This window comes from Streptomyces sp. NPDC054765, assembly GCF_053612065.1.
Window position 1 is genome coordinate 16,276 of record NZ_JBSHBP010000083.1, and the last position, 16,226, is coordinate 32,501.

Genomic DNA, 16,226 nt, shown 5'->3' on the forward strand with positions numbered 1-16,226 from the left:
CTTGGCCCGAACCGTTCCGTTCCCTCCTGGAGCCCCCATGACCTCGCCCCCTGCCCGGACCTCCGGGCACCCGAAGACGCCGCCCCCCGTACCCGAACGGCAGCGAAGAACCCCCGGCGACACCGATATGTCCCCCGAGGAGGCGAAGGCCGCGTTGACCGCCCGCTACCGCGCCCATCTCAGCCCCGCCCGTGCGACATTGGGCGAACTCTTCGGCGGGCTGGTGGAGAGCAGCTCCTCGGGAGCGTGGGTGTTCACCACGGACGGGCAGGCCCTGCTCAACTGCGGCGGCTACGGCGTACTGCTGATGGGAGCCCGGCATCCCCGGGTGGTGCGGGCGGTCACGGAGCAGCTCGCGACCCACCCGGTGGCCACCCGGATGCTGCTGGAGCCGCGCGCGGCGGCGGCGGCCGAGGCGCTCGCCGCCGTCACCCCGCCCGGTCTGGATCACGTCCACTTCGCCGGGTCCGGGGCGGAGGCGGTCGAGGCCGCGCTGAAGCTGGCGCGCTGCCACGGACGCACCCGGGTGGTGGCCATGCACGGGGGCTACCACGGGAAGACGATGGGCGCCCTGTCGGCCACCGGCAACCCGATGTACCGCGATCCGTTCCTTCCGCTGCTGCCCGAGGTACGTCATCTTCCGTACGGGGATGCCGCCGCGCTCGAACAGGAACTGGCCCAGGGCCCGGCCGACACCGCATGTGTGATCGTCGAGCCGGTGCAGGCGGAGGCCGGGGTTCACCTCCCTCCTCCGGGCTACCTCTCGGAGGTCGCGGCCTCCTGCCGGGCGCACGGCGCGCTGCTGGTGCTCGACGAGGTGCAGACCGGGCTCGGCCGCCTCGGTACGTGGTGGGGGGCGGACCGCGAGGCGGTGGTCCCCGACATCCTGCTCGTCGGCAAGGCGCTGTCCGGCGGCGTCATCCCCGTCTCCGCGATGGTGGCGGGCTGCGAGGTCTTCCAGCCGTTCGGCAGTGACCCCTTCGTGCACACCTCCACGTTCTCCGCGGCTCCGGTGGCGATGGCCGCGGCCGAGGCCGCCATCGCCTGCATCACGGAAGAGGGCCTGGTCTCCCGGGCGAAGGCGCTGGGCAGTCATCTGCTGCCCCGGATCCGGCAGATCGCGGCCGAGTGCCTCGGGGAGCTGCTGGTCGAGGTGCGGGGCGCCGGCCTGCTGATCGGGGTCGAGCTGGCCGAACCCGGCCTGACCGCCGAACTCCTGCTGGAGCTGATCTCCCGCGGAGTGATCGCCAACCACTCGCTGAACTCGCACGCGGTGCTGAGGTTCACCCCGCCCGCCGTCCTCACGGACCGGGACGTGGACATCCTGCTCACCACCTTCGAACAAGCCTGTACGGCGCTCTCCCGGAGCCGCCGCGACGCCTGGAAAGAAGAGAGTCGCCCATGCGCAGTGCCGAGTTGACCATGCACGTCGACCAGTCCCCGGCCGAGGTGCTCGACGCCCTGGCCGACCTGTCCGGCTTTCCCGCACACGCCCCCGACGTACGGTCGGTGGTCGTCACACCGGCCCCGGAGCGTCCGGGCGAGTCCGTGAGCCGCTGGGAGGTGCAGTTCCGTAGCGGCACGCTCCGCTGGAGCGAGCGGGACCACGTCGACCGGGAGCGCCTGCGGATCGACTTCGTCCAGGAGGACGGCGACTTCCAGCACTTCGAGGGCAGCTGGCAGCTGCGAAAGACCCCGTCGGGGTGCGAGATCCGCTTCGTCACCTGCTTCGACTTCGGCGTCGCGAGCCTCGCTCAGCTCCTCGACCCGGCGGCCGAGCGGGTTCTCAAGGACAACGTGGCGCGGGCGCTGGCGGGCTGGTTCACCGGTGCCCGGCCGGCCGGTGCCGTGCCGGCCACAGCGGGCCGGAGCTGACACATGGACACCCACAACCTGTGCCAGACGCCCACCACCTACCGGCTGTTGAGGCTGGAGTACCTGCTCGGGCTCATCGTGGCGGGCGGGTTCTTCGTGGCCCATCTCGGCGCGGTCCGCTGGTGGGTCGCGGTGGTCCTCTTCGCGTACATCGATGTCATCGGCTATCTGCCCGGGGCCGTCGCCTTCCGGCGCAGCCCGGACGGCCGGATCCACCGGGTCTACTACGTGCTCTACAACGTGATGCACAGCCTCAGTTTCCAGGGGCTGGTCGTCGCGGGCTGGATCTGGCTGGCCGGCCCCGAGTGGGCGTTGCTCGTGATCCCCCTCCATCTGTTCGGGGACCGGGGCCTCTTCGGCAACTTCGTGAAGTCCTTCACGGTCTCGTTCGAGCCCGCCCCGCATCCGGCGGTGCGTGCCGCGCTCCGGGACTTCGCGACCGTGCCCTGGTACGCCGTACCTCCGGCCGACGGGGTGCGGGGGCCGCGACAGGGCGCGGCACCGCACCCGAGCGAGGCCGTGCGGTGACCGCCCCGGCCGCCCTCAGCGACGACGAGGCGGTGGGCGTACTGCGCCGCCACGGCCGGCACAGCAGCGCTTTCCTCACCATGAACACCGGCATCCGCAGGCTGTCCCTCGAGGGACTCGACGGATTCGCCGCCTACCGGGAGAGCGGCCGCCGGCATCTGTTCGAGCTGTGCGGCCCGGTCTGCGCCTACGGCGACCGCGAGCGCGTCCTCGTGGCGCTGCTGGACCGGGCGCGGGGCGAGCGCCGGCGGGTGGGCGCGGTGCAGCTCTCCCAGGACGATGCGCTGCTGCACGCCGGCCACGGCTTCGTCGTCAACCAGCTCGGTGCGTCCTTCAGCATCGCGCTGGCGGACCACAGCCTCCGTGGCCAGCGCATGGTCAAGGTCCGCAACATGGTCAACCGGGCACGGCGCGAGGGCGTGACGGTCCAGGAAACCCCGCCGGGCGAGGCGGACGACCCGGCCCGCGCCGCCGCCCTCGACCGGGTGGACGCCGCCTGGCTCCGGGCCAAGGGCCGGCACGTCAAGGAGCTGGACTTCCTCATCGGGGAGCGGGGCGGCCCGGGGCGGCCCTACCGGCGGCTGTTCACCGCCGCCCACGAGGGCCGGACGGTGGGCTATGTCTCCTACTCGCCCGTCTTCGGGGAACGCGCGGGCTGGCTGTACGACCTGACGCGCCGGTCGCCCGAGGCGCCTCCCGGGACCGTCGATCTGCTCTTCGCCACCGCCCTCCAGCACTTCCAGGAGGAGAGCTGCGGCTGGCTGCACCTCGGCTTCACCCCGTTCGTCCAGTTCGGAGATCCGGTGCACAGTCCCCGGCCGTCCAGCCCGGCCCTGCGGCGCGTGCTGGAACTGCTCGGCAGCAGAGGGCGGGCGCTCTACCCCGCGGCGGCCCAGGAGTCCTTCAAGCTCAAGTGGCGTCCACAGCACATCGAACCCGAATATCTGGCGTTCCAGAACGGCGTGAGCGTCGCCGCCGTGTGGCATCTGCTGCGCCTGACCAGGACGGTCTGACGGCCCTGCCCGGCTCTTCCGTACCTGCCTCCCCGGCCCGTGCCGCCCGCTCCACCCGCCCCCTTCACCAGCCCCTTTGCCTCAGCCCCCTTCACCAGCCCCTTGCCTCAGCCCCATTCCCCAAGCTCCTTCCCCAGCTCCTTGCCTCAGTCCGTCGAACAGTGACAACAGTGAAAGAGGAATCGAGATGTTGAGCGCGGCACCCGACACCGTCCCTCGCGAAGCGGATCCCGACCGGGCTCCGGACCTGCTGGACGGAGCCCTCACCACCGAGCTGACACCGGAAGGCTGCGATATCGCCTACTGGCTGAACGCGGTGCCCCGGGGCACCCTGCGCGGCGACCCCATGGGCCGCTCCCGCGACGTGGCCGTACCGGACCACATGCTCATCGACGGTCCGCTGCGCCAGGCGGTCATGCAGGAGATGGCGTTCCGGTCGATGGCGGAGGAGAAGGCGGCCCGTGCCCTCTCCTTCCTCGTCGCCCACGCTCCCGACGTCGCGGAGCTGGACTTCTTCACCACACAGCTGATGGACGAGGCCCGGCACGCCTACGCCTTCCGCGGTCATCTGCGCGAACTCGGCGTCCCCCAGGACGCGTTGGCCGACACGATGGAGAAGCTCGCCGGGGCCGACCGCGACGCGATCCTGGACCCGCTGGAGCGGTTCGGGCGGTCCGTCCTGGAGCGCGACCGCGACTACATCGGCGGGGTCGTCACCCTCACCGTGCTGGTCGAAGGGGTCCTCGCCCCCACGGCCGAGCTGAGCGAACGCAAATGGCGGCCGCTCGACGCCCCGGCCGCCGAGATCGAGCGGGCAGCGGGCATCGACGAGATCCGGCACCTCTCGGTGGGCTCCACCATCGTCCGCCGTCATCTGCACCGCCACCCCGAGGACAAGGCACGGATCGGCGCCTTGCTGGGGCGGGGGGAACAGGTGTGGGCCGGTCTGCCGGTGCAGGAGATGACCTACCGCAGGGAGGAGCTGTTCCAGCAGGGGCTGGAGCAACACCGCGCCCTGGTGGGCGACTACGAGGCATGGCCCGGCCGCCGGCTCGTCGACACCACCGCCGAGGAGCGGACGCGCACCGCCCTCGACTGGGCCCGCCGGACCCAGGAAACGCGGCTCGCGTACATGGGGCTGGGCGGGTGAGCACGACAGCAGGGCGCGGCGTACCGGCCCCGCCCCCGGCCGACGACGGCAGCGCGCCCCGTATCAACGGCGTGTCCCAGGACGACGGCGGAGGACCCCGTATCAACGGTGCGTCCCAGGACGACGGCGCGGCGCAGCGCCAGGAGGCGGACCGGGACGAGGATTTCCGCGAACTGTCCCGGCGCGTCCACGACGCGGGGCTGATGAAGCCCCGCCGGGCCCGCTACGCCGGCCGGATCACCCTGATCTGGCTGTTGAACGGGCTCGGCTGGGCGGCGCTGGCGCTGTGCGAGCGCCAGTGGTGGCAGGTCGTCCTCGTCGCGGGCTGGCTCGCGGTCTGGTCCGAGCAGATCGCCTTCCTGGTGCACGACGCCGGGCACCGGCAGATCTCCCGCCACCGGCGGACCATCCAGGTGCTCGGGCTGGTGCACGGCAACCTCGCGCTGGGCGTCTGCTTCGGCTGGTGGGTGCAGCATCACAACCGGCACCACAACCACCCCAACCATCTGGAGCTGGACCCGGACATTCTGCGCCGGGTGGCGGTCTTCGCTCCCGAACAGGCCGAGCAGCGGTCCGGCCTGGCGCACTTCCTCGCCCGGAACCAGCGGTACTTCTTCTTCCCCCTGCTGGGTCTGGAGGCGGTGGTCCTGCGCCTCGCCGGACTCATCGCGCTGCGCCGCCGGGCGATCCGCCGCCCGTGGCTGGAGGGCGGTCTGCTGGTGTCGCATGTGACGCTCTACCTCGGGGCCGTCCTGGTGCTGCTGCCGCTGCCGGCCGCGGCGCTCTTCCTCGCGGTGCACCAGGGTCTGCTGGGCTACCTCCTCGGAATGGGCTTCGCCGTGAATCACAAGGGGCTGCCCACCCGTACCGGCGGGGAGTGGAGCTGGCTGGAGCGGCAGGTGCTCACCGCCAGGACGCTGCCGACCGGTCTGCTGGGCGACTTCTTCCACGGCGGGCTGAACTACCAGATCGAGCACCACCTGTTCCCGGGCATGCCACGCGCCGCGCTGCGGCGGGCCTACCCCATCGTCCGGGACTTCTGCCACGAGCGGGGGATCGCGTATGCGGAAACGGGGGTCCTGGAGTCCTACCGCGACCTGGCGCGGCATCTGGACTCGGCGAGCCGGATCCTGCGCGAGAAAACCGCCACGGGCTGAGGGGCACCCGCACACCCCGCAGCCAAGGAGGAGGAAACCTGTGACAGCACCGCCTGACATCGCCCGGCAGCAGGCCCCGATGGCGGACGTCTACCGCGCGGCGATGGCTCATGTGCCGTCGTGTGTGTCCGTGGTGACGACGAACACCCCGGTGGGGCCCGTCGGCGTCACGGTCAGCGCCCTGCTCTCCCTGTCCCTGAGTCCGCCCGCGCTGGTGGTCTCCCTGACCTCGTCGGGGCAGACCCTGCCGTGGATCCGCCGGAGCGGCGCTTTCGGGGTCAGCGTCCTGGGCTGGGAACAGCGCCATCTGGTCGAGCAGTTCGCCACCGGCCCTCCCCAGCGGCGCTTCGACGGTGTCTCGCACGCCTTTCATCTGGGCCAGCCGCTGATCGTTCCGGCCCCGGTGCGGATCGTCTGCACCCTTGAGGCGACCCGCGAGGAGTGGGATCACACCTTGCTGACCGGCCGGGTGGCCTGGTGCAGCCACCACCCCGAAGCGGCCGGGCTGCTGCTGCACGGACGCGGCAGACACCCCGTACCGCACCACGCCGCCGGCTGAGCCGGACGGTGCCACGAAAGCTGCCGTGCAAGCGGCATCAACGGGCCCCGGCTCCGGGTGCCCGTCCCCTCGACGTCCAAGGAGACTGCGCTCATGGGCACCAGCGACACATTCAAGGACTTCATCGGCGATATCGCCGATGACACGAAGAAGGCGTTCGACGAGCTCCTGGATCGCGACGACGATCCGAAGGACTCGGAACTCGGTCTGGCCGATCTGCCGCTCCAGGCCCTCGCGGGCCTGCCGGCCGAAGCACTCCGGTCGCTGAGCACGCTTGCCGCGGTGCAGGGCCTCACCGCCTCGGGCAAGAGCGGAAAGAAGAACAGCGGCGGGGTCAACCCGCTCGCGGCGCTGGCCCTCGCGGGCGGCAACCCGCTCGCGGCGCTCGGCGCGGCAGGCAATCCGGCCGCCGCGCTGGGGCTGTTGGCCGGCGGCGGTCTGCCGAACCCCGTCGCGGGACTCGGCCAGGCGGCGGGCGGCCTGAACCCGATGGCGGCGGCCGGCCAGGTTTCCCAGGTGGTCGGCGGTGCGGCGGACATGGCCGGCGGGCTCGCCCAACTGCCTCAGCAAATCGCCCAGTTGAGTGAGCTGATCGCCACGCTGACCGGGGTGCTGGAGAGTGTCCAGGGCCTGGTGCCGAAGATGCCGAAGGCACGGGCGTAGTGGCCGGCTGACGGGCGGCGCGGCCCCGGCCGGCCGTCGGCACGGCCGGCCGGGGTTCCGCTACCGGCGGGGGCTCCTGTTCTCCGGAGGCAGGCCTCCTGTTCTCCGGAGGCAGGCTCCTTCAGTCATCGGCAGCCGGCGCTCGCGGGGCATCGCAACAGACGAAGCAGCGAGGAAAGGGAAGGTCCCAACGAGTGGCGCGCATGGTCGGTGCCCGCGTACGTGTGGTGGCCAAGGTGCTGGGTCAGCTCGTGGCCGACGAGGCCCGCCGGTCCGGGCGGCACACCGACGGGACGGACCCCGAGCAGCGGCGGGCCCGCGCCGTCCGCAACGCGCTGGAAAGCCTCGGCCCCTTCTACGTGAAGATCGGGCAGATCCTCTCCACCCGGCCGGACATGGTCCCGCCCTCCATGATCGCCGAACTGCAGAACCTGCACGACGAGGTGGCGGTGCAGCCCTTCTGCGTATTCGAGCCCGCTTTGGAGCGTGATCTCGGACCGGACTGGAAGCTCCGCTTCGACGACATCGACACCGAACGTCCGCTGGGTGCCGCATCCCTGGCCCAGGTACACCGGGTGACGCTGGCCGGCGGACGGCAGGGCGTCATCAAACTCCAGCGCCCCGGCATCCGCGAGGACGTCCTCGCGGACATGGCGATGCTGCGCCGCGCCGCGCGGATGGTCACGCGCGGGGCACCACGCTTCAGTTCCATCGTGGATGTGGAGTCCATGCTCAGCATCGTCTTCGACTCCATGGAACCCGAACTGGACTTCACCGGCGAGGCGAACAACATGGATGTGGCGCGCGAGTCGATCCGCCGCTTCCGTTCGCTGGCCGTCCCCAAAGTGATCGTCGCCAAGCCGACGGTCCTGGTGCAGGCCATGGCGCCGGGCACCTCGGTACGCCGTATCGACCAGGCGGACTTCTCCGAGCGTGAGCGCACGGAGATGGGCCGTGAGCTGCTCGCCTTCATGTACCGCGGGTACTTCATCGACCGGTTCTTCCACGCCGATCCGCACCCCGGCAATGTCTTCGCCGTGCCGGGCGGGCCCGCCACCCTCATCGACTGGGGCATGGTCGGCCGCATCGACCAGCGCACCAGCATGAGCCTGCTGCTGGTCCTGATGTGCGTCGCCCAGAACGACGGGCACGGCCTGGCCACGGCGTGGACCGAGATGGGGCGCGCCACCCCCTGGTCCGACATCCCCGGCTTCCGCTCCGACATGGCCGCCCTGGTCCCCAAGATCGCTTCCGCCTCGCTGGACGATCTCGACTTCGGAGTGACCCTCACTTCCGTCCTGCAGAAGGCCAGCCGCCGCGGTATCGCCTCCAGCCCGGCCGTGTCGATCCTCGGCAAGTCCTTCGCCAACCTGGAGGGTTCGGTCCGTTATCTGGCCCCGGAACTGGCCCTGGCCAAGGTCTTCCAGAAGGAGGTGCCCGGCATCATGCTCCAGCTCGTCGCCGAGGCCGCCTCCTGGCAGCAGGGCGCACGGACGACCCTGGAAGCGCTCCTGGGGTCGGGCTCCGCCGGTCAGCAACTCCGCGCTCTGGGCGACGACTTGTCCAACCGCCAGCTCTCCTTCCGGACCAGCCGCACCCACCGGGGAGCCGCCCAGGGCGGCGAGAAACGCGGTACGCCCCGCGGCCTGCTGGCCCTGGGCGCGCTGGCCCTCCTCCTGGACCACCGGCGGCGCATGCGGTGAAAGGCTGCCGGGGACGCCTGCTCCGCACGGCCCCGTCCGGCGGGTTCACGTGCTGTGTGCGCCGGGACGGGTCGGCCGGCCGGCACTTCCGCGGAGGGGTACGGTCGCGTCGTACTCCCGGGCTGCGTCCGGGCGCCCGGACGCTACCGGGATACGACATCCCCCCGCTTCAGGCCGGAACCCGCGGGCACCTCGGCGGGATCGCCGCCGCAGCTCATGACATTGTTGTCGGCGTCGACGAAGACGACCCGCGGCTGCAGCTCACGCGCTTCCCGGTCGTCGACTGCCGCGTACGCGATGATGATCACGAGGTCGCCGGGGCTGATGAGCCGGGCGGCGGCGCCGTTGATGCCGATGATCCCGGAGTCCCGGGGGCCTTCGATGACGTAGGTGGACAGGCGTGCGCCGTTATCGATGTCGACGATGTCGTCGCGGCTCACCCCGGCCCGGAGCAGGGTTCGTCGGCGCTGCCGCCGTGCCTCATCCGAGGGCGGTGAGACGCTCCCGGATGTCGCGGACCAGCTCGGCCTCGTGGGGGACGAGATAGAAGTGCCCCCCGGGAAACGCGCGCGCCTCGCAGCGGGCCGAGGTCAGCTCCGCCCACGCCCGGACGTCGTCGGGGGTGGGTCCGGGGTCGTCGGTCCCGAAGTAGGCGACGACGGGAATGTCCACGCCGGGCGCCTTGGGCCCCGCCGCATACTCTTCGAGCAGCCCGTAGTCCGCACGGATCGGCGGCAGGACCAGGTCGCGCAGGTCGGGGTCCTGCAACACCTCGGCTCCCGGACCGCCGAGCCCGCTGACCGTGGCGAGCAACTCCTCATCGCCGAGGTCGCCGGTGCCGATGCGCCGCAGACGATGGGGTGCGGCCCGGCCGGAAACCAGCAGCGCCGCCGGACCTGCCGCGCCGCGTGCGGCGAGCAGCGCGGCGACCTCGTGTGCCACGGACGCCCCCATGCTGTGGCCGAAAAAGACGGTGCGGGGCGTCATATGGGGTACCAGTCCGTCGGCGATCCGCCCCGCCAGCTCCGCCATGCTCGTGATGCTGGGTTCGGCGATACGCTCCTCACGGCCCGGATAGCGCACCGCGCTCACTTCCCAGTCGGCCGGGAACTGCTGGGGCCAGGTGCGGAAGAAACTCGCCGAGCCGCCGGCGTGCGGGAAGCACACGAGCCGCAGCCGGGGGGAGGCCACCGGCTGGAACGTACGCAGCCACCGCGTGGGGAGCGAGCCAGAAGAGAGAGGCATGCGCGGAAGCATAGGGGCCGGACCTATCGGCGGCGTATCGCTCGTCTAACTCGACCGCCGCTCGGGCCTCGCGAAGCGTCAGCAGGGGCGAGGCGTTGCTCGGCGCAGTCGACCACGCCGTCCACCAGCGCCGGAAGCCGGTCATCGATGTCGCTCATGACCAGCACGGCCGGCGGGCTTCGGCCCGGTCACGGCACCTGAGGGAGTCGGCGCGGACGGGGACATGGCTGAGGGGCCTGAGTCTGTCGGCTCAGGCCCCTCAGCCCCATCCGCGGAGAACGGATGCGCATGGACGCGCAGTGCCAACGATTCAGCAGCTGCGACGGTTACGAAGTCCGCCCTCCCGCTGCGTGGATGAGGCTCACAGAGGGCGGGTGCAGAGCGCAGTGTCGGGGTCGGCTCGACGGCGGACGACGTCGCATGAGCGGATCGTGAGCCGAACATGAGCGACGCGCACGATCCTCGTGGTGTGCCGGTCGCGGCGGCAATCCCCTTGTGCCGCGTGGCCGGTGTCAGCTCCGCTCCGGCCGGTTCGGAGCTGACACACACCTTCCTCACCGCGGGTGCCGCCTTCGCGGGACGGCCACACCCGGACGTGAACGGAACCGCAGGACGCAATCCGCGCTTCAGGTGAAAGCAAAGGAAGCAGAAATGAACCGACGAGTACGCAATACCCTCACGTCCGGCAGAGGCCGGCGGGCGAGGGCGGCCGCGGTGGGAGCCATGGCCGTCGCGGCGACGCTGTGCCTGTCCATCACCCCGGCGCAGGCGGACGGCGGCGGAGGCGGTTGGGTGTCCCACCCGGAGGACATACCCAAGCCCCCTACGACTACGGGCCCCGACTGGAGCACCCCCGAGGCGGTCGCGAAGTTCCTCTCCGACTGCGGCGAGGACTGCACCTTCACGCCCACCTCATGGGTCGGGGAGCCGACCGAGAGCACGCCGACGCTGCTGGGGAAGCCCCGCGAGAACTGCACCAGCCTGAACTCCGACTTCAACTACGGTGAGTCGGAGACCACCGGCGAAACGACGATCGTCGGCCTGTCGCTCGGCGCGAACCCCGTTTCGCTGCTGCCGAAGATCGAGCACAACTGGTTCAAGTCGAACACGGAGAGCACCCAGACCACGGGCACGATGAAGCCCGGCGAGATCGGCTGGTTCGACGAGGTCACCGTCACCCGGAAGGCGAAGGGCAACTGGCAGCTCGCCGGCGTCGATCAGTCAAACCCCTTCGCTCCCGTGAACTCCCACAACACCTGGGGGCCACACGAATTCACTGATGTCGAGTCGGACATCAGCTACAAGGTCATCAGGGTCCAGTCCCGACCCATGACCGCAGAAGAGCGAACGACCAAGTGCGGCAACGCGAGCCCCAGCTAGGGCAGTTGTCACGGAATGCTATAGCCCCGTAACCCCCGACACCCCCTGAGCGGACCCCGAATCGGGACGAGGGCCTCCCGGTCACCGGTGTGGTGTGGTGTGGTGTGGTGTGGTGTGCAAGACCTACCACCGGTGACCGGGAGGCCCGCACAGTCCCTTGGCGCCGCCACGACCGGCCACACCTCAGCCCCAGGCCCACCGGCCTGGGGCTTCGCCTTGATCGGCGGCTCGGCCCGCGACAAGCGGCGCCAAACGGGGCACCACCGGATCCGCAGTCGGCGGAAGCCATGGATCCAGGCGTTCGTGCGCTCAACGCCCCGGCGGACGGTGCCGAGTCCGGAACCGTTCGGCATGCCGCGTCTTGCGATGACCGGTTTGATCCCACGTTTCCACAGCCGGCGCCGGCCCGTCATCCCTGAGCCGAAGCCGAGCTCCTGCGGCAGCCACTCCCACGGATACCGGTCTGCAACACGCACAGAATCCCCTGCGGACACCGCCGGTCGTCCAACGGCAAACGCCCAGCATTGCGGGATCTGCGCTCACGCACCGGCAACAGAGGCTCGAACCGCCCCCACAAGTCATCCGTCACCACCCACGGCGGGCCCTTCCCCTTCCCCTTCCCCGTGGCCTGTCCAACAAGCCATCGCAGACCGAGGCATGGCCACACAGAGGGCTTTCTGTCAGCTCCTCCCATCCGTGCAGCGCGTCCCGTACGGCGGGCCCGCACCGTGAAGCGCCAGTGATAACGAGACGAAAGCTGCGCCACTTACCTTCGCAGACTGGCGTCATACGCGAGCAGTTGCGACCGGGCGGGTGCTTCGTGCCGCGCCGGGTCAACAGTTCGCGGGCCACTTCCTCACCTGCGCCCATGGCCTCATCACGTACTGCACTAGGAGTCAGCGGCATGGCTGAAGCATCGATGCACGGTTCAGATCTGCCGGGCGGGCAGCTTCCTCCCGCGGACCCGGCTGAGCTCCTGCGTGTGCCGGCCGAGTGGAACGACACGGCACGTGAGGTGCCCGCGACGAGTCTGCGGGAACTGTTCGAGGCCCAGGCCGCGTTGACGCCGGACGCCGACGCGGTGATCTGCGGCACGGAACGTCTGTCGTACGCGGAGCTGAACTCCCGGGCGAACCGGCTGGCGCGCCGGCTGCTGTCCCAGGGGGTCGGGCCCGAGGACTATGTGGCGGTGGCCCTGCCGCGGACGGTGGAACTGCCGGTCGCCCTGCTGGCCGTCGTGAAGACCGGTGCGGCCTATCTGCCCGTCGACCCCGGGCACCCGGCCGACCGCATCGGCCACATCCTCTCCGACGCGCGCCCCGTCTGTGTGCTCGCCGCCGCGAGCACCATGGGGAACGTACCGGTCGACGCCGCCCGCCTGCTGGTCACCGACGACGCGGCGACCCGGGACGCGGTCGCGGCCCTGCCGGGCACCGATCTGACGGACGGCGAGCGACCGGGGAGCCGATCGCCCGGCCACCCCGCGTACGCCATCTACACCTCGGGGTCCACCGGGCGTCCCAAGGGCGTGATGATCTCGACGGGAAGCCTGGTCAACTTCCTGGCGGCGATGAAGGAAACCTTCGCGCCGCAGCCCTCGGACCGGCTGCTCGCCGTGGCGACGGTCGCCTTCGACATCGCGGGCCTGGACCTGTACCTGCCGCTGATCTCGGGCGCCTCGGTGGTCATCGCCACCTCCGAACAGGTCCGCGACGCCGCACAGCTGGCCGAGCTGCTCACCACGTCCGGCGTGACCATGATGCAGGCGACCCCCTCCCTCTGGCAGGGCCTGGTCTCCCAGTACCCCGACGCGCTCCGCGGCCTGCGGATCCTCGTCGGCGCCGAGGCCCTGCCGCCCGCGCTGTCGCGCAGAATGACCGAACTCGCCGCGAGCGTCACCAACCTCTACGGCCCGACCGAAACGACCGTCTGGTCCACTCTCGCGGATGTCACCGGCGAGGGGGCCGCGCCCATCGGCCGGCCGGTCGCCAATATGCAGATGCACATCCTGGACTCCGCGCTGCGCCCGGTCCCGGTGGGCACCCCCGGGGAGCTGTACATCACCGGTCACGGACTGGGCCGGGGATACCTGAACCAGCCCGGACTGACGGCCGGGCGTTTTGTGGCGAGCCCCTTCGACGCTCCGGGTGCGCGCATGTACCGCACGGGCGACCTCGCGAGGTGGCGGACGGACGGGCAGCTGGACTACCTGGGCCGGGTCGACTTCCAGGTCAAGGTCCGCGGCTACCGCATCGAACTCGGCGAGATCGAGTCCGTGATCGTCGCGGACCCGGCGGTGGCGCAGTGCGTGGTCATCGTCCGTGAGGACCGGCCCGGTGACCAGCGGATCGTCGCCTACGTCGTTCCGGTCGACGGGGACGAGCGGCTGGACGCGGCCCGTCTGCGGGAGAAGGCGGCACAGGCGCTGCCCGCGTATATGGTCCCCTCCGCCTTCCGCCAGCTCGGCTCGTTCCCGCTCACCCCGAACGGCAAGGTGGACCGCAAGGCCCTCCCCGCGCCGGAGCTGCCCGCCGCGCCCACCTCGCGCCGTCCCCGCACTGCGCGGGAAGAGATCCTGTGCGGGTTCTTCGCCCAGATCCTCGGGGTGGACCGCGTCGGCATCGATGACAACTTCTTCGACCTCGGCGGACACTCCCTCCTCGCCACCCGCCTCATCAGCCGCATCCGCGCCACATTCGGCGCGGAACTCGCCGTACGTGACCTCTTCGAGGCCTCGTCGGTCGCCGGCCTCGCCGACCGGCTCGACGACGCGGCCGGGGCGCGTGCGGCGCTGGTGCCGGTGGAGCGCCCCGAGCGGGTGCCGCTGTCGTTCGCCCAGCGCCGGCTGTGGTTCCTGCACCAGCTGGAAGGGCCGAGCGCGACGTACAACCTGCCGATGGCCTTGCGCTTGTCCGGGGCGCTGGACCTCGACGCGCTGGGCGAGGCGATGGCCGATCTGGTGGACCGCCACGAAAGCCTGCGGACCGTATTTCCCGAGACCGACGGTGTCCCCTACCAGCAGGTGCTGACGGGCGACGCGGCCCGGCCCGTGATCGAGGTCGTCGCCACCGCCCCCGAGAACACGGACGCGGCGATCGAGGAGGCGGCCGCGCATCTCTTCGATCTGTCGGCCGATGTCCCCCTGCGCGTCCGGCTGTTCGAGACGTCGCCGGTCGATCATGTGCTGCTGGTCCTGACCCATCACATCGCCAGTGACGGCTGGTCGATGGACCCGTTCCTCCGCGACCTGTCGGCCGCCTATACGGCGCGCTGCGACGGAACCGGTCCGCAATGGGCTCCGCTGCCGGTCCAGTACGCCGACTACACCCTCTGGCAACGCGAAGTCCTCGGCGACGAAAACGACCCCGACAGCGTCATCTCCCGCCAGATCGACCACTGGCGCACGGCTCTCAGCGCGCTCCCCGAGCAGCTGGAACTGCCCACCGACCGGCCCCGGCCCGCCACCGCCGCCCACCACGGCGAGACCATCCCCTTCACCTGGGACACCGACCTCCACCACGGCATCGTCCGCCTGGCACGGGAGCACCAGGCCAGCGTCTTCATGGTCGTCCAGGCGGCGCTGGCGACGCTGCTGACCCGGCTCGGCGCGGGCACCGACATCCCCATCGGCTCGGCGATCGCCGGACGTACGGACGATGCGCTGGATGACTTGGTCGGCTTCTTCGTCAACACCCTCGTCCTGCGTACCGATACGTCCGGTGACCCCACCTTCGCCGAACTCCTGGGACGAGTGCGGGAAACGGACCTGGCGGCCTACGCCCATCAGGACGTGCCCTTCGAGCGGCTCGTGGAGATCGTCAACCCCACCCGCTCCCTGGCCCACCATCCCCTGTTCCAGGTGATGCTGACCTTCCAGAACAACGATGCCGACCTGGAACTGCCCGGACTGGCCGCACAGCATTACGCGTTGGGCATGGCGTCGGCCAAGTTCGATCTCTCCTTCGACGTGGAAGAACAGCACGACGGCAGGGGTGTGCCGTCGGGTATGCGGGGGTCGGTGGAGTTCGCCACCGATCTGTTCGACCGGGAGACGGCGCACAGCATCGCGGCCAGGCTGGAACGCCTGCTACGCACGGCCGTTGAGGACGCTTCCCGCCCCATCGGTGAACTGGACGTCCTCTCCGCCGACGAGCGCGAGCTCCTGCTCAACGGCTGGAACGACACAGCACGTGAGGTACCTGACGCCACACTCGCCGAACTGTTCGAAGCACAGGTCACCCGGACACCACAGGCCCCGGCCGTGGAGCACGACGGCAGCCAGCTCACCTACACCGAGCTGAACACCCGCGCCAACCAGCTCGCACACCACCTGATCAGCAGAAACATCGGCCCCGAACAGATCGTCGCACTCGCCCTCCCCCGCACCATCGACGTCGTCGTCGCCATCCTCGCCATCGCCAAAACAGGTGCCGCCTACCTCCCCATCGACCCCGACCACCCCACCGACCGCATCACCTACCTCTTCAACGACGCCCAACCGACGCTACTCATCACCGACACCCACACCGGCGCCGGCCTGCCCGACACCGGCCCGGCCACCCTCACCCTGGGCACCGACCAGACCGACACCGTCGGCCTTCCCGTCACCAATCCAACCGATACCGACCGGCTGAGTGCGGCAAAGACCTCCCACCCCGTCTTCGTCATCTACACCTCCGGCTCCACCGGGCGGCCCAAGGGCGTCGTCGTCGAGCACCGCTCCCTCAACCTCTACCTCAACTGGGCACACACGGCCTACCCGGCGATGAACGGACGCACCCTCGTCCACTCCCCGGTCTCCTTCGACCTCACCGTCACCGGCCTCCTCGGCCCCCTCACCCTCGGCGGCTGCGCACAACTGGTCGAACTCAACGAACAGACCGCTCCCGAACTCGACCAGCCACCCACGTTCGTCAAAGCCACCCCCTCCCACCTCACACTCCTCAAAAACCT

Annotated in this window: 12 protein-coding genes and 3 pseudogenes; 11 read left to right on the top strand and 4 right to left on the bottom strand. The window is 70.6% G+C overall.

Annotated features, from left to right (window positions below):
- The first annotated feature begins 127 nt into the window (after positions 1–127).
- From ACWGJY_RS33405 to ACWGJY_RS33445, 9 genes are all read left to right on the top strand, one after another.
- Positions 128–1,420, top strand: coding sequence for an aspartate aminotransferase family protein (locus ACWGJY_RS33405; protein ID WP_453264642.1), 1,293 nt, complete (start codon positions 128–130; stop codon positions 1,418–1,420).
- A complete protein-coding gene (locus ACWGJY_RS33410; RefSeq protein ID WP_453264627.1) occupies positions 1,402–1,875 on the top strand; it encodes a type II toxin-antitoxin system RatA family toxin in 474 nt (157 codons plus the stop codon). Before ACWGJY_RS33405 ends, ACWGJY_RS33410 begins: the two co-directional genes overlap by 19 nt.
- Positions 1,876–1,878: 3 nt before the next feature.
- A complete protein-coding gene (locus tag ACWGJY_RS33415) occupies positions 1,879–2,403 on the top strand; it encodes a hypothetical protein (RefSeq protein WP_453264628.1) in 525 nt (174 codons plus the stop codon).
- Complete coding sequence (locus ACWGJY_RS33420; RefSeq protein ID WP_453264629.1) at positions 2,400–3,416, top strand: phosphatidylglycerol lysyltransferase domain-containing protein; 1,017 nt, start codon at positions 2,400–2,402, stop codon at positions 3,414–3,416. Before ACWGJY_RS33415 ends, ACWGJY_RS33420 begins: the two co-directional genes overlap by 4 nt.
- A gap of 187 nt (positions 3,417–3,603) precedes the next feature.
- The gene (locus ACWGJY_RS33425; RefSeq protein ID WP_453264630.1) at positions 3,604–4,566 is read left to right on the top strand and encodes a VlmB-like protein; all 963 of its coding nucleotides are present in this window, start codon (positions 3,604–3,606) and stop codon (positions 4,564–4,566) included.
- Positions 4,563–5,723 (top strand): fatty acid desaturase family protein, encoded by a 1,161-nt coding sequence (locus ACWGJY_RS33430; RefSeq protein ID WP_453264631.1) that lies wholly within the window; start codon positions 4,563–4,565, stop codon positions 5,721–5,723. Before ACWGJY_RS33425 ends, ACWGJY_RS33430 begins: the two co-directional genes overlap by 4 nt.
- Before the next feature lie 40 nt (positions 5,724–5,763).
- Positions 5,764–6,282, top strand: coding sequence for a flavin reductase family protein (locus ACWGJY_RS33435; RefSeq protein WP_453264632.1), 519 nt, complete (start codon positions 5,764–5,766; stop codon positions 6,280–6,282).
- Between the two features lie 93 nt (positions 6,283–6,375).
- Positions 6,376–6,945, top strand: a complete 570-nt coding sequence (locus tag ACWGJY_RS33440) for a hypothetical protein (RefSeq protein ID WP_453264633.1) — start codon at positions 6,376–6,378, stop codon at positions 6,943–6,945.
- A gap of 203 nt (positions 6,946–7,148) precedes the next feature.
- Entirely contained in the window at positions 7,149–8,648 is a 1,500-nt protein-coding gene (locus ACWGJY_RS33445; protein WP_453264634.1) for an ABC1 kinase family protein, read from the top strand.
- Positions 8,649–8,791: 143 nt separating this feature from the next.
- Here ACWGJY_RS33445 and ACWGJY_RS33450 read toward each other — a convergent pair.
- A pseudogene (locus ACWGJY_RS33450) lies at positions 8,792–9,076 on the bottom strand (aspartate 1-decarboxylase); the annotation flags it as partial.
- 52 nt (positions 9,077–9,128) lie between these two features.
- Positions 9,129–9,893 carry a thioesterase II family protein gene (locus tag ACWGJY_RS33455; RefSeq protein ID WP_453264635.1) on the bottom strand — a complete coding sequence of 255 codons (765 nt, stop codon included), beginning with the start codon at positions 9,891–9,893 and terminating at the stop codon, positions 9,129–9,131.
- A 651-nt stretch (positions 9,894–10,544) separates the two neighbouring features.
- On the opposite strand from ACWGJY_RS33455, the gene ACWGJY_RS33460 reads away from it, so the two are divergent.
- Positions 10,545–11,273: a hypothetical protein gene (locus tag ACWGJY_RS33460; protein ID WP_453264636.1), complete on the top strand. Its 729-nt coding sequence runs from the start codon at positions 10,545–10,547 to the stop codon at positions 11,271–11,273.
- A 260-nt stretch (positions 11,274–11,533) separates the two neighbouring features.
- Here ACWGJY_RS33460 and ACWGJY_RS33465 read toward each other — a convergent pair.
- A pseudogene (locus ACWGJY_RS33465) lies at positions 11,534–11,677 on the bottom strand (IS5/IS1182 family transposase); the annotation flags it as partial.
- Positions 11,666–11,922, bottom strand: a pseudogene (locus ACWGJY_RS33470) (transposase); the annotation flags it as partial. The pseudogenes ACWGJY_RS33465 and ACWGJY_RS33470, both read right to left, overlap by 12 nt.
- A gap of 255 nt (positions 11,923–12,177) precedes the next feature.
- On the opposite strand from ACWGJY_RS33470, the gene ACWGJY_RS33475 reads away from it, so the two are divergent.
- The coding region (locus ACWGJY_RS33475; RefSeq protein ID WP_453264637.1) for an amino acid adenylation domain-containing protein at positions 12,178–16,226 on the top strand (4,049 nt) is incomplete at its 3' end.